15 protein-coding genes are annotated in these 14,165 nt (G+C 44.9%); 9 read left to right on the forward strand and 6 right to left on the reverse strand.

What is annotated here, in order from left to right; genetic code table 11:
- Nucleotides 1–77 precede the first annotated feature (77 nt).
- The 4 genes from QWZ13_RS19165 to nosR are packed head-to-tail and all read left to right on the forward strand — an operon-like array spanning nucleotide 78 to nucleotide 3,240.
- Nucleotides 78–875 carry a response regulator gene (locus tag QWZ13_RS19165; protein ID WP_290283189.1) on the forward strand — a complete coding sequence of 266 codons (798 nt, stop codon included), beginning with the start codon at nucleotides 78–80 and terminating at the stop codon, nucleotides 873–875.
- Nucleotides 872–1,162: a hypothetical protein gene (locus QWZ13_RS19170; protein WP_290283190.1), complete on the forward strand. Its 291-nt coding sequence runs from the start codon at nucleotides 872–874 to the stop codon at nucleotides 1,160–1,162. Before QWZ13_RS19165 ends, QWZ13_RS19170 begins: the two co-directional genes overlap by 4 nt.
- Nucleotides 1,132–1,905, forward strand: coding sequence for an HDOD domain-containing protein (locus QWZ13_RS19175; RefSeq protein WP_290283191.1), 774 nt, complete (start codon nucleotides 1,132–1,134; stop codon nucleotides 1,903–1,905). Before QWZ13_RS19170 ends, QWZ13_RS19175 begins: the two co-directional genes overlap by 31 nt.
- 3 nt (nucleotides 1,906–1,908) lie before the next feature.
- Entirely contained in the window at nucleotides 1,909–3,240 is a 1,332-nt protein-coding gene (gene nosR, locus QWZ13_RS19180) for a response regulator c-di-GMP phosphodiesterase, NosR family (RefSeq protein WP_290283192.1), read from the forward strand.
- Nucleotides 3,241–3,291: 51 nt separating this feature from the next.
- Here nosR and QWZ13_RS19185 read toward each other — a convergent pair whose 3' ends face one another.
- From QWZ13_RS19185 to QWZ13_RS19210, 6 genes are all read right to left on the reverse strand, one after another.
- Complete coding sequence (locus tag QWZ13_RS19185) at nucleotides 3,292–4,518, reverse strand: 2-oxo acid dehydrogenase subunit E2 (protein ID WP_290283193.1); 1,227 nt, start codon at nucleotides 4,516–4,518, stop codon at nucleotides 3,292–3,294.
- Nucleotides 4,519–4,528: 10 nt separating this feature from the next.
- Nucleotides 4,529–5,506, reverse strand: coding sequence for an alpha-ketoacid dehydrogenase subunit beta (locus QWZ13_RS19190; RefSeq protein WP_290283194.1), 978 nt, complete (start codon nucleotides 5,504–5,506; stop codon nucleotides 4,529–4,531).
- Complete coding sequence (locus tag QWZ13_RS19195) at nucleotides 5,503–6,669, reverse strand: thiamine pyrophosphate-dependent dehydrogenase E1 component subunit alpha (RefSeq protein WP_290283195.1); 1,167 nt, start codon at nucleotides 6,667–6,669, stop codon at nucleotides 5,503–5,505. The genes QWZ13_RS19190 and QWZ13_RS19195 overlap by 4 nt, the downstream gene beginning before the upstream one ends.
- A gap of 145 nt (nucleotides 6,670–6,814) precedes the next feature.
- Entirely contained in the window at nucleotides 6,815–7,594 is a 780-nt protein-coding gene (locus QWZ13_RS19200) for an enoyl-CoA hydratase/isomerase family protein (protein ID WP_290283196.1), read from the reverse strand.
- Nucleotides 7,595–7,607: 13 nt separating this feature from the next.
- Entirely contained in the window at nucleotides 7,608–8,753 is a 1,146-nt protein-coding gene (locus QWZ13_RS19205) for an acyl-CoA dehydrogenase family protein (RefSeq protein ID WP_377362832.1), read from the reverse strand.
- Nucleotides 8,754–9,032: 279 nt separating this feature from the next.
- Nucleotides 9,033–9,410 carry a DUF2750 domain-containing protein gene (locus tag QWZ13_RS19210; protein WP_290283197.1) on the reverse strand — a complete coding sequence of 126 codons (378 nt, stop codon included), beginning with the start codon at nucleotides 9,408–9,410 and terminating at the stop codon, nucleotides 9,033–9,035.
- Between the two features lie 32 nt (nucleotides 9,411–9,442).
- Here QWZ13_RS19210 and QWZ13_RS19215 point away from each other — a divergent pair, with 32 nt between their 5' ends.
- The 5 genes from QWZ13_RS19215 to QWZ13_RS19235 are packed head-to-tail and all read left to right on the forward strand — an operon-like array spanning nucleotide 9,443 to nucleotide 14,123.
- On the forward strand, nucleotides 9,443–9,571 hold the full coding sequence (locus tag QWZ13_RS19215; RefSeq protein WP_290283198.1) for a hypothetical protein: 129 nt from the start codon (nucleotides 9,443–9,445) through the stop codon (nucleotides 9,569–9,571).
- Nucleotides 9,568–10,794: an imelysin family protein gene (locus tag QWZ13_RS19220; RefSeq protein ID WP_290283199.1), complete on the forward strand. Its 1,227-nt coding sequence runs from the start codon at nucleotides 9,568–9,570 to the stop codon at nucleotides 10,792–10,794. The genes QWZ13_RS19215 and QWZ13_RS19220 overlap by 4 nt, the downstream gene beginning before the upstream one ends.
- Nucleotides 10,775–12,196, forward strand: a complete 1,422-nt coding sequence (locus tag QWZ13_RS19225; protein WP_290283200.1) for a di-heme oxidoreductase family protein — start codon at nucleotides 10,775–10,777, stop codon at nucleotides 12,194–12,196. The genes QWZ13_RS19220 and QWZ13_RS19225 overlap by 20 nt, the downstream gene beginning before the upstream one ends.
- 9 nt (nucleotides 12,197–12,205) lie before the next feature.
- Nucleotides 12,206–13,081, forward strand: a complete 876-nt coding sequence (locus tag QWZ13_RS19230) for a hypothetical protein (protein WP_290283201.1) — start codon at nucleotides 12,206–12,208, stop codon at nucleotides 13,079–13,081.
- On the forward strand, nucleotides 13,074–14,123 hold the full coding sequence (locus QWZ13_RS19235; RefSeq protein WP_290283433.1) for a DUF1513 domain-containing protein: 1,050 nt from the start codon (nucleotides 13,074–13,076) through the stop codon (nucleotides 14,121–14,123). The genes QWZ13_RS19230 and QWZ13_RS19235 overlap by 8 nt, the downstream gene beginning before the upstream one ends.
- The last annotated feature ends 42 nt before the right edge of the window (nucleotides 14,124–14,165 follow it).

The raw sequence follows: 14,165 nt of genomic DNA on the forward strand, positions 1-14,165 counted from the left end.
AGAGAATTAGAACTTCATTAGAAATCTTTGCGAAAGGTTAACCCCTGTCTATACTGCCATTAGATTACCTAAAGAAGATGCCTAGAGGATATATGGCTAAGATACTCGTAGTAGACGATGAAGCGAACGTTGCTAAGTCTGTGATGCGCCTTTTAGAAGAGCAGGGATTTCAAGTATTTACCGCTGAAAATGGCAAAAACGCACTCGACATACTTAATAGTGAAAGCGACATCAGCGTGGTCATTTCTGACCAGCGAATGCCGGTGATGACGGGGGCTGATCTGTTTAAGCAAATGCAACTCGATCACCCACTGGTGAAACGAGTATTGCTCACAGGTTACACTGAAATGGAGACGTTGCGAAAAGCCATCAACCAAGGGTCCATATTTAGATTATTGCTAAAACCCTGGGATGACAGTGAGCTCATAAATTGCATCCAAGAAGCCGTTGCTGCCTTCAATTTAGAACGTGAGAACAGATCGATCAAAGAAAAATTAACCAAGCTCAATATAAATTTAGAGCGATCGGTAGATCAGAAAAATCGTGAATTGAGTATGAATATTCATTCACTAGAGCGCTATGAGTTAATTATTTCTCAATTACCTATCGGAATAATTTGCCTTAGCGATGAAGGGATGATCGTGCTCGCCAATAAGCAATTTTACCATGACTTTAACATTGACCATGCTATTGAAGGCTTACCGTTCAATAGAATTCTACCAGCTGAGATGAACAACCTTATAGAGAATTTTGAAGACGGTCGCCACCACACTATTGAAACAGACACCGCCAAATTTGATGTCACCTCTAACTTTTTACGAGACAATAACCATGTATTTGGGAAAACGCTCTCAATAAGGGTTTTAACTAAATGAATATACAGATTACGGAAGCCGTAGGCCGAACCACATCTTTGGCCATTGTGAACAGTCGCGGGGCGGTTTTAATTCCAGCCGGTTTTGAGTTGTCTGAAAAAGTTATTGAAGCCTTAATTAAGCAAGGGATTGAATCGGTAGAAGTTTTAGAAAGCAATGAAAACGACGTCATTGCAGAAATCATGCAAAAAAAGATTGATCGAATTGAACACCTTTTTTATCCATACGATTCACTAAAAATGAATGAGCTAAAAACATGCTTGATCAATCAAACCCTGAACTCTTAGAGTGGCTAACGAGCCTTGAAAAGCTCGATCAAACTAAAATCATAAGCTCTGAAACCCAGAAGCTACTAGATGAACTCGGCAGTGAAGATTTAAACATTGCTCGAGTGAGCCAGCTGCTTGAGTCCGAGCCCATTCTTTGTGCCAGAATTTTGATGATTGCCAACAGTCCATTTTTTGGTTTTGCCCGACAAATTGACCGCATTGAAGAAGCCGTCGTCATCATCGGCAGTAAAACACTGACCTCATTGATTTACACCAGTACACTGCTAAAAAGCACCAGTAACCCTTCTGTATTGCCTTATGCAAAGCATTCGCTGACCACAGCCTTGTTCGGCAAAGCGCTGGCTGAAGCTACTAACGAAGACAAAGACCAAGCTTACTTAGGCGGCTTGTTGCATCTACTACCGGTTATTGCCAACTATCACCCGAAATTAGAAGGCCAGCTCAGCAATGAATTATTGCAGGCGGCGGCTTCCACCTTATTGGTAAAAATAGGCATGCCAGAGTCGACATGCCACAATATAACCAACTTATACAGTGACAACCCCAACAATAGCCAATCTAAAATATTGAAATTGGCTAACGCCATGGCGATTATTCTTACCACTGAGGATTGTCCATTCTCATCGATTCCCAATTTAGAAACATTGCTTTCTGAGTTATCCATTAAGCCTTCTGAGCTGGCGACTATGTGTGCCCGCGTTGAATCAGAACAGCACAGTTTATTCAGGTTACTAGGTTAAAATATGACGGAAATTTCGAGTGATCAAATAAAAATATTATTTGTAGACGATGAAGAAAACATTTTAAAAACCCTTAAACGCTTAATGAGTTTTGAGGACTACGAATGTTTTTTTGCCTCTAACGGAAAAGAAGGGTTAGAGCTACTTCAACAAACACCCATTGATATCATTATTTCTGATATGCGTATGCCGGAAATGAATGGCGATGATTTTTTAGCCGCCGCGCGTGAGATTTGCCCAAATTCAATGCGATTTATTTTGTCGGGTTACTCCGACTTTACCTCCATGATTAAGGCTCTGAACGAAGGCGGTGTACATCAATTTATCTCCAAGCCCTGGGATGATGAAGCCCTCCTTCAAAAAATTCACGATGCCGCTGAGTCTGTAAAAATAAGAAGCGAGCGCGATAGACTACGAGAGCTTACAGAGCGACAAGCTCAAGAGCTCAAAGATGCCAACCAAGGTTTAGAAGCAAAAGTTAAGGCACGTACCAACGAACTGGAACAAACTTCCGACATGCTCGATTTAAGCTTTCAAGAGCTTAAAGCCAGTTATGGCGTTTTTATTGATGTGATTGCGCAGGTGCTGAGCCTTCGTTCGGTTGCGCCTAAAGATTACCTTAATGATATTGCCGATACGGCAAAAGCCTTAGCGGCCGCTAAGGGCATGAACGAAGATCAGCAAGATCATGTTTATAAAGCTGCAAAACTGCACGAGCTAGGGAAAATCAGAATACCTGAAAACATTCTAAAAAAACCATTAACACAAATGTCAACTCAAGAGCTTAAAGAATACAAAACCTACCCAATGCAAGGTTATGCGCTGTTAGCAAGCTTGGATAACCTAGGCGAAGTTGCGAACTATATCCAGGCGCACAGCGAGCACTTTAATGGCAAAGGTTTTCCAAACCGACTCAGTGAAGGCCAAATTCCGCTCGGCTCTCGAATCATTTCGATTTGCATGTATTACTTCATGTATCGGAACGGGCTCATCGATGGCAACAGCCACGATGAAGACGAATCGGAGAAGTTTATTCGACAAAAGGCCGGTCAATGGGTCGACCCTGATTTAGTGGAAGCATTTTTAGAATGTGCGGAAGAAGAGTTAGCCAAAAAAGGTCAGTTTGAAAGCCGTATCGCACTGTCACAAGCTCAACCAGGCATAGTGTTATCGCGTGATTTATTTAACGTACGTGGTGTCATCATGCTAACGAAAGGCACCATGGTTACGCTGAAAACATTGGAAAAACTCAGATACATCGCTGAGAAGGACTCCACCGACTACACACTCTATATTGAAGTCACGAATACGTTACCAACAGAAGGTGACGCTTAGTTTTTGTTTAAGACTCATGCACAATTAGAAGTGCATGAGTCTATTTTGAGATTACTTTAATGTCATCATCATTGTCATTGGTGATTCTAAGAATTGCTTCCAGCGATTATTAAAGCGAGCAATGGTGCCACCATCGAGTACACGGTGATCGCCCGACCAGCTGGTTTGAATGATCTCTCGTGCCACGACTTGACCGCTGCTGTCAAAGCGAGGCAATGACTGTATTCGGCCAATGCCAACAATAGCGACTTCAGGCGCATTGACAATGGGAGTTGTCACCGTGCCACCAATAGACCCAATGTTCGAAATAGTTACCGTGCCGCCTTTTAAATCGGCTGGCGATAAACGGCCCGCGCGCCCGGCTTTTGTCAGCCGCTTAATTTCGGCTGATACTTCCGCTAACGACATCCGATTCACGCCTTTAATATTTGGCACCATTAACCCCATTGGGGAATCGACTGCCATGCCAATGTTATGATCAGAGAACTGGTGTATCTCTGTTCCAGCATCATTTACATGGCTGTTAATGATCGGAAATTCTTTCAGCGCCAGCGATAAACTTTTTACTAAAATGGCCATCAAGGTTAACTTTTGCTCACTGTCTTCCGATGCCTCATTCAAGGTACGACGCATTTCGTTGGCGGCGGTAATATCCACTTCTTCAGCAAAGGTGAAATGCGGAATGGTGGAGACACTGTGCAACATTTGTTTTGCCATCGCCGCACGAATGCCTTTAATAGGAATAATATCTACGGCCGATTCAGCTGCGGGCGTTGCGTTGGCAGAGACAGCTGGCTGGCCGCCTTCGACAAAGTTAAGCATATCTTCTTTTAGCACTCGGCCATTTGGCCCTGTGCCTGGAACCTGCGCAATGTCGACATCTTGCTCTCTAGCAATGCGCCTTACCGCAGGCGTAGCCAATACTTTACGGCTGGTGCTTGGTTCAGTTTTTAAGCTTTGCGTTACGGCTTCTACTTTGCTTGGCTTGGTCTCTTGCTTTTCTTCAGCCGCAGGTTCTGCTTCGGTACTACCGGCTGAAGCAGATAACTCTATTTGGAACAATGGCGCATGCACTTTAGCAATCTCACCTTCTTTCACATAGTGTTTTACTAAAACGCCAGCGTGCTTGGCAGGAATCTGCACCAACGCTTTATCGGTTTGAACATCGGCAATGGCCTGATCTTCTTCGATCACATCGCCTTCTTGTGCTAACCATTCAACCAGCTCACACTCCACAATGCCTTCGCCGATATCCGGTAAAATAAAATCTTCTTTCATGGTCGGCTCCTTAATAATTCATGCTGTGTTTAATGGCTTCAAATACTTTACTGGCATCAGGAATGTATTCGGCTTCATGCGATAACGGGTAAGGGACATCCATTCCGCACACGCGTAATATTGGCGACTCTAAGTGCAAGAATGCATGTTCTTGAACCGTCGCAGCCACTTCAGCACCAAAACCATTTGTCAGGGTCGCTTCGTGGGAAATGATCAGTCGGCCAGTCTTTTTCACTGAGTTAACGATGGTCTCGACATCCCAAGGTACAATGGTTCTTAAATCGACCACTTCACAAGAGATGCCCTCTTCTTGCGCTAGCTTGGCGGCTTCAGTAATGATCTCCATCTGAGCACCCCAGGCTAACAAGGTGATGTCAGTACCTTCTTCAACGACCTCAGCCACACCCAAAGGAATTTCATAATCTTCTTCGGGTACTTCACCTACAGAGGCGCGATACAAGCGTTTCGGCTCAAAGAAAATTACAGGATTATCGTCTCGAATAGAGGCCAACAATAAACCTTTTGCTTGATGAGGATTGCGAGGCACCACAACTTTTAAGCCTGGCGTATGGGCGAAATAGGCCTCGGGCGATTGTGAGTGATAATGCCCACCATGAATGCCACCACCGTATGGTGTTCTAACGGTAAGACCACCAACATTAAATTCATTACCACTGCGGTAACGAAATTTAGCCGTTTCATTAACGATCTGATCAAAGGCTGGGAATATGTAATCGGCGAATTGGATTTCTGCAACGGCTTTAAATCCGTTGGCTGCCATGCCATTGGCAAACCCTAAAATGCCTTGCTCCACTAATGGAGTGTTAAACACGCGATCTTTGCCAAACTTTTCTTGCAAGTGGCTGGTTGCTCTGAAAACGCCGCCAAAGTGGCCGACATCTTCACCAAAACAAACGCACTTTTCGTCTTCACGCATGGCCGTTTCTAAAGCGCTGTTTACGGCCTGAAGGAGATTGATTTTACTCATGAGTCTAACCTCCCAGAAGTTTTCGGATAAGCCGACGGGTACTTTCTAATGTGTGATTTAAGATCGGCCAACTGGCTTTCTAAAATAGCTGAAGGTTCATCAAATACGTCGGTGATGATGTCATCAATTTTATTCACTGGACGTTTTTCAGCTTCTTTCATTTGCGCAAGAATTTCTTCGCGGTATTCGGCATAGAGCGCGTTTTCTTGCTCATCGTCCCACCAGCCTTTTTTGGTCAGCCAATGCTTATAGCGTAAAACTGGGTCTTTAGTGGCCCATTTAGCTTCTTCTTCTTTTGAGCGATAACCAGTAGGATCATCTGACGTAGAATGCGCACCTAAGCGATAACTCATGGCTTCGATTAACACAGGCGCATTGTGCTCGATGGCATACTCACGAGCGACTCGTGTGGCCTCATAAACTGCGAGCAAATCGTTACCATCTATACGAATGGTTTTTATCCCATAACCTACGCCTCGGCTTGCAATGCCGTCGCCAATGTATTGTTCTGAGGCAGGGGTTGAAATGGCATAACCATTATTTCGACAGAAGAATATGGTTGGGCATTTAAGTACGGCCGCCATGTTTAAGCCAGCATGAAAATCACCTTCACTTGCGGCGCCTTCACCAAAGTAACAAATAGTACAGGCTTTGTTACCTTCTAATTTTTGACTGTAGGCGTATCCCGAGGCTTGCGGAATTTGCGTACCCAAAGGTGAGGAGATGGTCATGTAGTTCAATTCGCTAGAACCATAATGAATAGGCATCTGACGACCTTTACCCAGATCGCGCTCATTTGAAAAACACTGATCCATGAACTGCTCGGTACTAAAGCCACGATAACGCAAGGTGCCCTGCTCACGATATTGAGCAAACACCATATCTTTGGCTTCTAACGCTGCTGCCGAACCAATCGACGCGGCTTCTTCACCTAAGCAAGGCATATAGAATGAAATACGACCTTGACGTTGGGCGCTGACCATTCGTTCGTCAAACACCCGAATAAAGGCCAGGTCGCGATATATTTTAAGTGCAAATTCTTTCGACATCTCAGGTTCGACAGCCTTGGGGTACAAGGTGCCATCTTGCTTCAACACTTTAAAGATGGGTATTTCTAAAGCGTCGCCTGAGATAAATGTAGGTTTATGAATGGTCTTACTCATAAAAACCTCCTCTCGTGTTATTTTAATTAGACGTGGTTAGCCCAAGAATCATTCTGATAAACTTAGACAGCCTTTTTCGAACTGAACTTGTGTTACTTTTTATTATTATTTTCATTTTTAATATTTTAATTTTAGTTTGGCGCTTTTAATTTAAGAACCAATTAGGTTTTCGTTTTTCAAGAAAAGCACTCAACCCTTCTTGGCCTTCATCTGAAACACGTTGATTAGCAATTCGCCAAGCTAAGTTTTCCATCAATGTTTCATCTATCGTTCGAGTGCTGACATCTCGAACCAGCTTTTTAATTTTTCGATGCGAATTTGGTCCGCCGGCACACAAGTGATTCTCGAGCGTTGAAAGCGTTTCATCGATTTCATCAGAAGCAACTACCTCGTGTACGAGCCCCAAGCTTAGCGCTTTTTCGGCACTGAAACGTTCACCTGTTAGCATATAACGTTTAGCTTGTCTGGCGCCCAATGCCTTGACGACAAATGGGGAAATAGTGGCCGGGCTTAATCCTAACCGTGTTTCAGACAACGCGAAAAAGGTTTGCTGTTCAGCAATAACTATGTCGGCACAGGCGGTTAAACCAACACCGCCACCCATTACAGCCCCATGAACAATGGCAATAACAGGCTTTCGACAATGCGCGAGATTAAACATGAGATCGGCCAATTGCTTCGCATCGGCTACGTTGTCTTCCATGCTGACAGCTTTCATGCCCTTCATCCAATTCAAATCGGCACCGGCACTAAAGTGCTTGCCATTTCCGCGCAAAACAATGGCACGAATATCCTCTGAATCTTGAGCGTTCTCTATGTGCCCATTCAACGTGTTGATTAACTCGTTATTAAAAGCATTAGAAACGTCTGGTCTGTTCAGACGTAAGGTTAAAATGTGATTTTCTAGTTCGGCTATTACGGTCATTGAGACTTACCTATTAACTGAATCGTTTTTCAATGTCGCGCGCAATGATCATTTTTTGGATGTCACTGGTGCCTTCATAAATTTTTGCCACACGAACATCTCGATAAATTTGTTCTAATGGGAAGTCATTTAGGTAACCGTAACCACCTAACACTTGCATGGCCTCTGAAACGACCGATTCCGCCATTTCACTGGCCATCAGTTTGGCCATCGCCGCTTCTCTCAGTGCGGCTTCACCTCGATCTTTTTTACATGCCGCCAACCAAACCAACTGTCGCGCTGCTTCTATTTTGGTGTCCATATCGGCCAATCTAAACGCAATGGCCTGATGTTCCATTAACGGCTTATCAAAACTTTGTCGTTCAAGGGCGTAGTTTGCAGCAATATCAAAGGCGGCTTGAGCCATGCCGACACATTGTGCCGCGATACCAATACGACCACCTTCTAAATTAGCTAAGGCAATTGCGTAGCCTTGGCCTTCCTTACCTAATAAAGCATCACTAGGTACAATTACATCGTTGAAATGCAATTGAGCCGTATCAGAGGCATGTTGACCCATTTTCTTTTCAATGTTGGTCACTTCAAACCCAGGCAGTTCAGAGGGCACTAAAAACGCACTCATGCCTTTTTTGCCTAATTCTGGGTTTGTTACGGCGAATATAATAGCAACATCGCAGATTGAGCCATTGGTGATGAATTGCTTAGTTCCACTGATTCGCCAACCACCGTCTACTTTGGTGGCTTTGGTTTTTAACGCCGCGGCATCTGACCCGGCTTGTGGTTCCGTTAAACAAAATGCACCCAGTTTTTCGCCAGTCGCTAATGGGGTTAGCCATTGCTCTTTCTGTTGGTCTGAGCCAAATGCATTTACTGGTCCGCAAACAACCGAATTCATAACCGAAGTCACTGTGGATAAAGCACCATCGCCTTTGGCAATTTCTTCCACCACGAGCGCTAGAGATAAATAGCCTGCGTCACTTCCACCGTAAGACTCGGGTACTAACATACCGTAAAAGCCCATTTCACCCAGCTCTCGAATGGTATCAACGGGGATTTCGCTGCTTTTGTCCCAGAGTGCACTGTTCGGTTTTAGTGCATTAATAGAAAAATCTGAGGCGGCATCACGCATCATGCGTTGAATGTCGTTTAGCTCTATCACAGTGACCTCTTCGGCAGTTCGCCTTGGTAAGGATAGCTTAAGTCATCCGCTCTAGGCTGTTTATACAGCTTCTTTAGACGCAGAATCCCTAAGGCTTAAATCGTTCATTTTTATTTGGGGTGTAGGCTAATTCAGGTTTACGTTAACGTCAATTCGGTGAAAATATAAATTTGTCAGTTAATGTGTACGGTTAACTCAGAAAGGCTGATAAACAGGAGGTTACAAGCAGAGTGAGTGTGTGCTCACTCACTCGAATCGGTGTTGTAAGGCAAGCCTTACTTAGAACGACATGGCATTTGATAAATCATCATCGATATCACTTGGGTTAACCACTATGGCTTCCTCTTGGCGATTTGGGAAGACCGCGACCACAACTTGATCTTCTGTTAACCCAGGCACCCAACGAGTCTGCCATGCGTTTAAATCTATCGACTGAGGTTCACAAGCTTTCCAATCTCCATGAACCCACTGCTGCGCACATTCTTTATGAGGCCAAATAGGTAAACAATCACCATCTTCACTGTTCAACAACACAAAGCCTTTGTTGTCGGACAGGATCCAAATTTCCTGCTGCTCAAGCGCCGTTTCGACAAGGTATTCATACCTTTCTTGTGAATCGAGTTGCTCTAGGTGCTGGTAAGGGTTTGGGTTACTCATAAAACTCTTCATCGTTGATATTTGAGCACAGTGTGCGGTGGTGTAACGCAAAGGTCGAGGTTTTTTATGTGAATATTTACTTTGGTATTGATAATCATTATCAACTAATGTTTAATCGCACGCAAATGATAACCATTCCCAATAGAAGAGAGTCTCCATGAAAAAGTTTCTGCTCGCCCCACTTTTTGTTTGCGGCATTGCTCAAGCCGACATTACGCCTAGCCAAGTGATTGAAGGCTATGCCGATTTAGCGCTGGCCACTTACAGTGATGCTCTACATACGGCGGAGCATCTGCATGAGCATTTAGAGAGGCTGGTTAAATCACCCTCACAGAGTGCACTAGACGAGGCAAAGGCCGCTTGGATTGCAGCGCGACCTTCATACCAACAATCTGAAGTATTTCGTTTCGGGAATAGTATTGTTGATGATTGGGAAGGCCAGTTAAATGCTTGGCCGCTCGATGAAGGCTTAATTGACTATGTCGACAACAGTGCCTATGAACATGAATTAGGTAACGATGGCAGTATGGCTAACATAGTAGCTAACAAGAAGGTTGGCGATCTAAAAGTATCACGACTTAACCCGAAAACATTAGCCAATTTGAACGAGTTTGGCGGATCAGAAGCAAACGTTGCCACCGGATACCACGCCATTGAGTTTCTACTTTGGGGTCAAGATTTAAATGGTCACGCGGCCGGTGCGGGTAATCGACCTTGGACCGATTATGCAAAAGGCAGTGAGTGTCGCGACGGTCACTGCAAGCGCCGTGGGCAATATTTATTGGCCGCCAGTGAATTGCTGATTGATGATTTAGCCTACATGGTGAATCAATGGGCACCAAACGAAGACAACTACCGAGCTGAATTATTATCGCTAGATTCAAAACAAGCGTTAAACAGAATGCTCTTTGGTATGGGCTCATTAGCCTTAGGTGAACTGGCAGGCGAACGCATAAAAGTAGCTTTAACCGCTAACTCTACCGAAGATGAACACGATTGCTTTTCTGACAATACTCACAACTCTCACTACTACAACGCTCAAGGCATCGCCAACCTTTACTTTGGCCACTACACCGATGCTAATGGTGAGACGTTGTCTGTGCCTAGTTTGCGCGACTACTTTGCAAGCCAAGGAGATTTTGAGTTTATTAACAACGCCGATGCTGCTTTTAATGCGACCGAAGCAAGCTTAATGAAAGTGGTTAAAAGCGCTGAAGCGGGCATTGCATTCGATCAACTCATCGCACCAGGTAATGCCACTGGCAAAGCCTTGTTAACAGACGCCATTAATAGTCTTGTAAATGAAACACATGTCATTGAGCGTATGGCTCAGCTTTTAGACATTGCACAACTAACACCTGACGATGCTGGACATGAATTTTAATCACCTCACCAAACGCTTAGTTGGTTTAAGTATGGCGGTGGCTGTTTATTCAGCCACCGCTTTTGCGCAACTGCCACTGACTGGCGGGCAAACCACCACACAAAAAACCGGCTCTGCGGCCTTTAGCCAACCTGCGGCCAACTTACCTTTACTCGATCAAGTCGATTTCAGCGTAGGGAACTCATTTTTTCGCAACCCTTGGGTGATTGCACCCAGCTCCACCATAGCCCGTGATGGGCTCGGGCCACTATTTAATACCAATGGCTGCCAAAACTGCCACATACGCGACGGTCGTGGTCATGCGCCCATGAATAAAGACGATACAGCGACTTCAATGCTGGTGCGACTATCGCTTGCGGCTTTGACCGCCGAAGATAAACGCCAACAACTTAAGAAGGGGCCAATAGCCGAACCTAGATACGGGCACCAATTTCAAGATGGTGCTGTACCAGGCGTGGCTCCAGAAGGTCGCATTGAAATGGCTTGGACTACCGAGTCGTTTCGTTACCCAGATGGCGAAAAAGTTACGTTAAGATCTTCGCAATTATCACTGGCCAACCTTAACTATGGCGAGCTGTCTGAACGGGTACAAACCTCAATACGAATTGCGCCCCAGATGATTGGGCTTGGGTTGCTCGAACAGGTAAGCGAACAAAGCATTCTCGCAAATGCTGACCCAGATGATGTCGACAATGATGGTATTTCTGGCCGAGCCAATTTTGTTTGGAATGTTCGGCAACAACAAACTCAGTTAGGTCGATTCGGTTGGAAAGCTGGCATGCCCACCTTAGAACAACAAAATGCTGCGGCTTTTAACGGTGATTTGGGGATAACCAGTGAGATGTTTCCTAAAGATCACTGCACAGAAATTCAACGTCAATGTCTTAGCGCCCCCAATGGCGATTCAGGTGCTGAAAAAGAATTGCAAAAAGATATACTCACCGCGGTCACTTTTTACACTCGTCATTTAGCCGTGCCTATGCAACGTAACCATGATAATAAAGAGGTTACGCAAGGAGAAGTGTTATTTAAATCGACAGGTTGCGCTGCTTGCCATACACCCACAATGAAAACACCTTATCTAGCCGATTTACCCGCGCTGTCTGAGCAAACCTTTCATCCCTTTACCGATTTATTGTTACACGATATGGGACCTAAGTTGGCTGATCATCGAGAAGAATTTTTAGCCAGTGGTCTCGAATGGCGAACGCCACCATTATGGGGGACGGGCTATGCACTTGAAGTAAATGAACAGGTGGCGTTATTGCACGACGGTCGCGCGCAAAGTGTCGAGGAAGCTATTTTGTGGCACGGTGGTGAAGCCGAACAAAGCCGACAACGTTTTATCCATTTAACGAAGCAAAAGCGAGACGCCTTAATTGCATTCGTTAACTCACTTTAAAAGGTTTATATGAAGCGCTTTCTATTTTTACTGGCCACTGGCTTCTATTCTTTGCTGGGTTCATTGAGCGCGGAAGAAAACCGTTACGACTTGGACGTTTTAAGGCAATTTAAAACCTATACAGCACAACTAGAAAATGCTGTGACCAGCCAATGCGCAACCGGATCTGGTGTTCACTTCACTCAACTATGGACAGAAACCGCATCGCAATGGTTTTTAATTAAAGGGTTAGGGTTACCCGCGCTTGAGTTTTTACAGTTAGATCATCAAGTTGTGTTTTGGCCCGATTCAAAAGATCGTTTACGGCAACAAGTAATCAATGCTCTCACCACACAACCAAGCTCATCTCAATTAGATGCCTTACCAAACTCCGTGATGAGCTTATCGGCCATTGAATACATTCAAACGCTTACGCCCAGTGATAAACATTGCCAATGGCAAAAGGCCATAATGGAAAAGCAAACTGGAGTCGCAATAAAACTGTTTGAACTTCAACAGTATTATGAGTTTTCAACCTTCGAACAAGTCACCGCGTTGCACTCGAGTGTGTTGCTTAGTCAGAGTTTATTGAAAGAAGTATTATCGAATAGCGATAAAGTTAACTGGGCTTTAGCGCCGGGGTGGCGGTCTCAATCTGGTTGGCCAATTTTACAGGCACTGAGCGCTCAAATTAACACCTTGTTTACGCAGCTCGACCCTGGTTCTGATCAGCGTGCACGAACAGAACAGTTGCTTTCTCAAGTGATTAATTCAGACTTATCTTTAACTCAATCAGAGTTAACAAACTTAAACCAACAACTCAAATCGCTTGCGCAATATATAGAAAATGATCTTGCCTCATCACTCGATGTTTATTTAGGGTTTAACAATTTTGACGGTGATTAGTCGGCGAGCGTTTTTAGGCCAAGGGTCGGCTTTGGCGTTAGCCACTCAACTTAAATCTTTAGCCTTTGCAAACGCCACGACCAATACTGACGAGCTAATCATTGGCGCGTCCAGATTAGGCAGCGACCACTTTGCCATCAGCGCGGTAAACCTCAATGGCGCGCTGCAATGGCAACTGCCTTTACCGGGCCGCGGGCATGATATTGCACTGCACCCAAGCCTAGACTTTGGTATTGCCATTGCGCGTAGACCAGGCCGCTATTTACAGTTATTTAGCTCACGAACCGGCCAAGATTTAGGGCTAGTCAGAGTTAGTAATCATTTAAAGTTAAACGGCCACGCTTGCTGGGTAAACAACAAGCTCATTGTCAGCGCCAGTCATCGAGCCAGCTCTCAAATGTGTTTACTCAGCTACAAATTAGCTGACAATAAATTGGTTGAAGTTGGCCAGCAGTTTTTTGATTATGTTGGTCCACATGAAATCGCCTCTACGCCCAATGCCATTTGGGTTGCTGTTGGCGGCTTAAAAACCAAGGGTCGAGAAGTGACCAACAAAAATAGTCTAACCTCATTTTTGCTTCAGCTATCACCCAATAACTTGACTGTTGAAAAAGAGTTCCCGGCTCCTTTTGCCGGGCTTAGTTTAAGGCACCTTGCCTGCTCTGACAGCGGAAGCCCTTATATTGCGGGCCAATACCAACTGGACCCAGGCGACAGCCCGCCACTGTTGTTTGCGCTAAAAAATGAAACGCTCACGCCACTGAAGGCACCGCCTAGCCTTTGGGCTCAACTGAAAGGCTATATTGGCAGTGTGGAAGTCAGTGAAGGAATGATTGTAGCAACCAGCCCTCGTGCTCACTGGCTAGGCTGGTTTGCAGAGCATAATTTTGAATTGACCGATCAGTTTTTACTGCCAGACGTATGCGCGCTGGCAGCAACCTCGCAAGGTTTGTTCGCAGGTTCAGGCACAGGGAGAGTCTACAACCAAGGAGATGTGATTCCGAGCAAGATACGATGGGATAACCATTTCAGCGTGACTTGAACACAAGCTAAAAGCCTGAGACTATCAGGGCATATATCACAC

Origin of the sequence: Reinekea marina, from assembly GCF_030409715.1 — a bacterium.
In the GTDB taxonomy this organism is placed as follows: Bacteria; Pseudomonadota; Gammaproteobacteria; order Pseudomonadales; family Natronospirillaceae; genus Reinekea; species Reinekea marina.

Bases quoted from the DNA above. Each gene is read 5' to 3' on its own strand.
- QWZ13_RS19165 (WP_290283189.1), top strand. From the start codon at position 78: ATGCCTAGAGGATATATGGCTAAGATACTCGTAGTAGACGATGAAGCG.
- QWZ13_RS19195 (WP_290283195.1), bottom strand. From the start codon at position 6,669: ATGAGTAAGACCATTCATAAACCTACATTTATCTCAGGCGACGCTTTA.
- QWZ13_RS19185 (WP_290283193.1), bottom strand. From the start codon at position 4,518: ATGAAAGAAGATTTTATTTTACCGGATATCGGCGAAGGCATTGTGGAG.
- QWZ13_RS19225 (WP_290283200.1), top strand. From the start codon at position 10,775: ATGCTGGACATGAATTTTAATCACCTCACCAAACGCTTAGTTGGTTTA.
- nosR (WP_290283192.1), top strand. From the start codon at position 1,909: ATGACGGAAATTTCGAGTGATCAAATAAAAATATTATTTGTAGACGAT.
- QWZ13_RS19230 (WP_290283201.1), top strand. From the start codon at position 12,206: ATGAAGCGCTTTCTATTTTTACTGGCCACTGGCTTCTATTCTTTGCTG.
- QWZ13_RS19200 (WP_290283196.1), bottom strand. From the start codon at position 7,594: ATGACCGTAATAGCCGAACTAGAAAATCACATTTTAACCTTACGTCTG.
- QWZ13_RS19175 (WP_290283191.1), top strand. From the start codon at position 1,132: ATGCTTGATCAATCAAACCCTGAACTCTTAGAGTGGCTAACGAGCCTT.
- QWZ13_RS19190 (WP_290283194.1), bottom strand. From the start codon at position 5,506: ATGAGTAAAATCAATCTCCTTCAGGCCGTAAACAGCGCTTTAGAAACG.
- QWZ13_RS19170 (WP_290283190.1), top strand. From the start codon at position 872: ATGAATATACAGATTACGGAAGCCGTAGGCCGAACCACATCTTTGGCC.
- QWZ13_RS19210 (WP_290283197.1), bottom strand. From the start codon at position 9,410: ATGAGTAACCCAAACCCTTACCAGCACCTAGAGCAACTCGATTCACAA.
- QWZ13_RS19220 (WP_290283199.1), top strand. From the start codon at position 9,568: ATGAAAAAGTTTCTGCTCGCCCCACTTTTTGTTTGCGGCATTGCTCAA.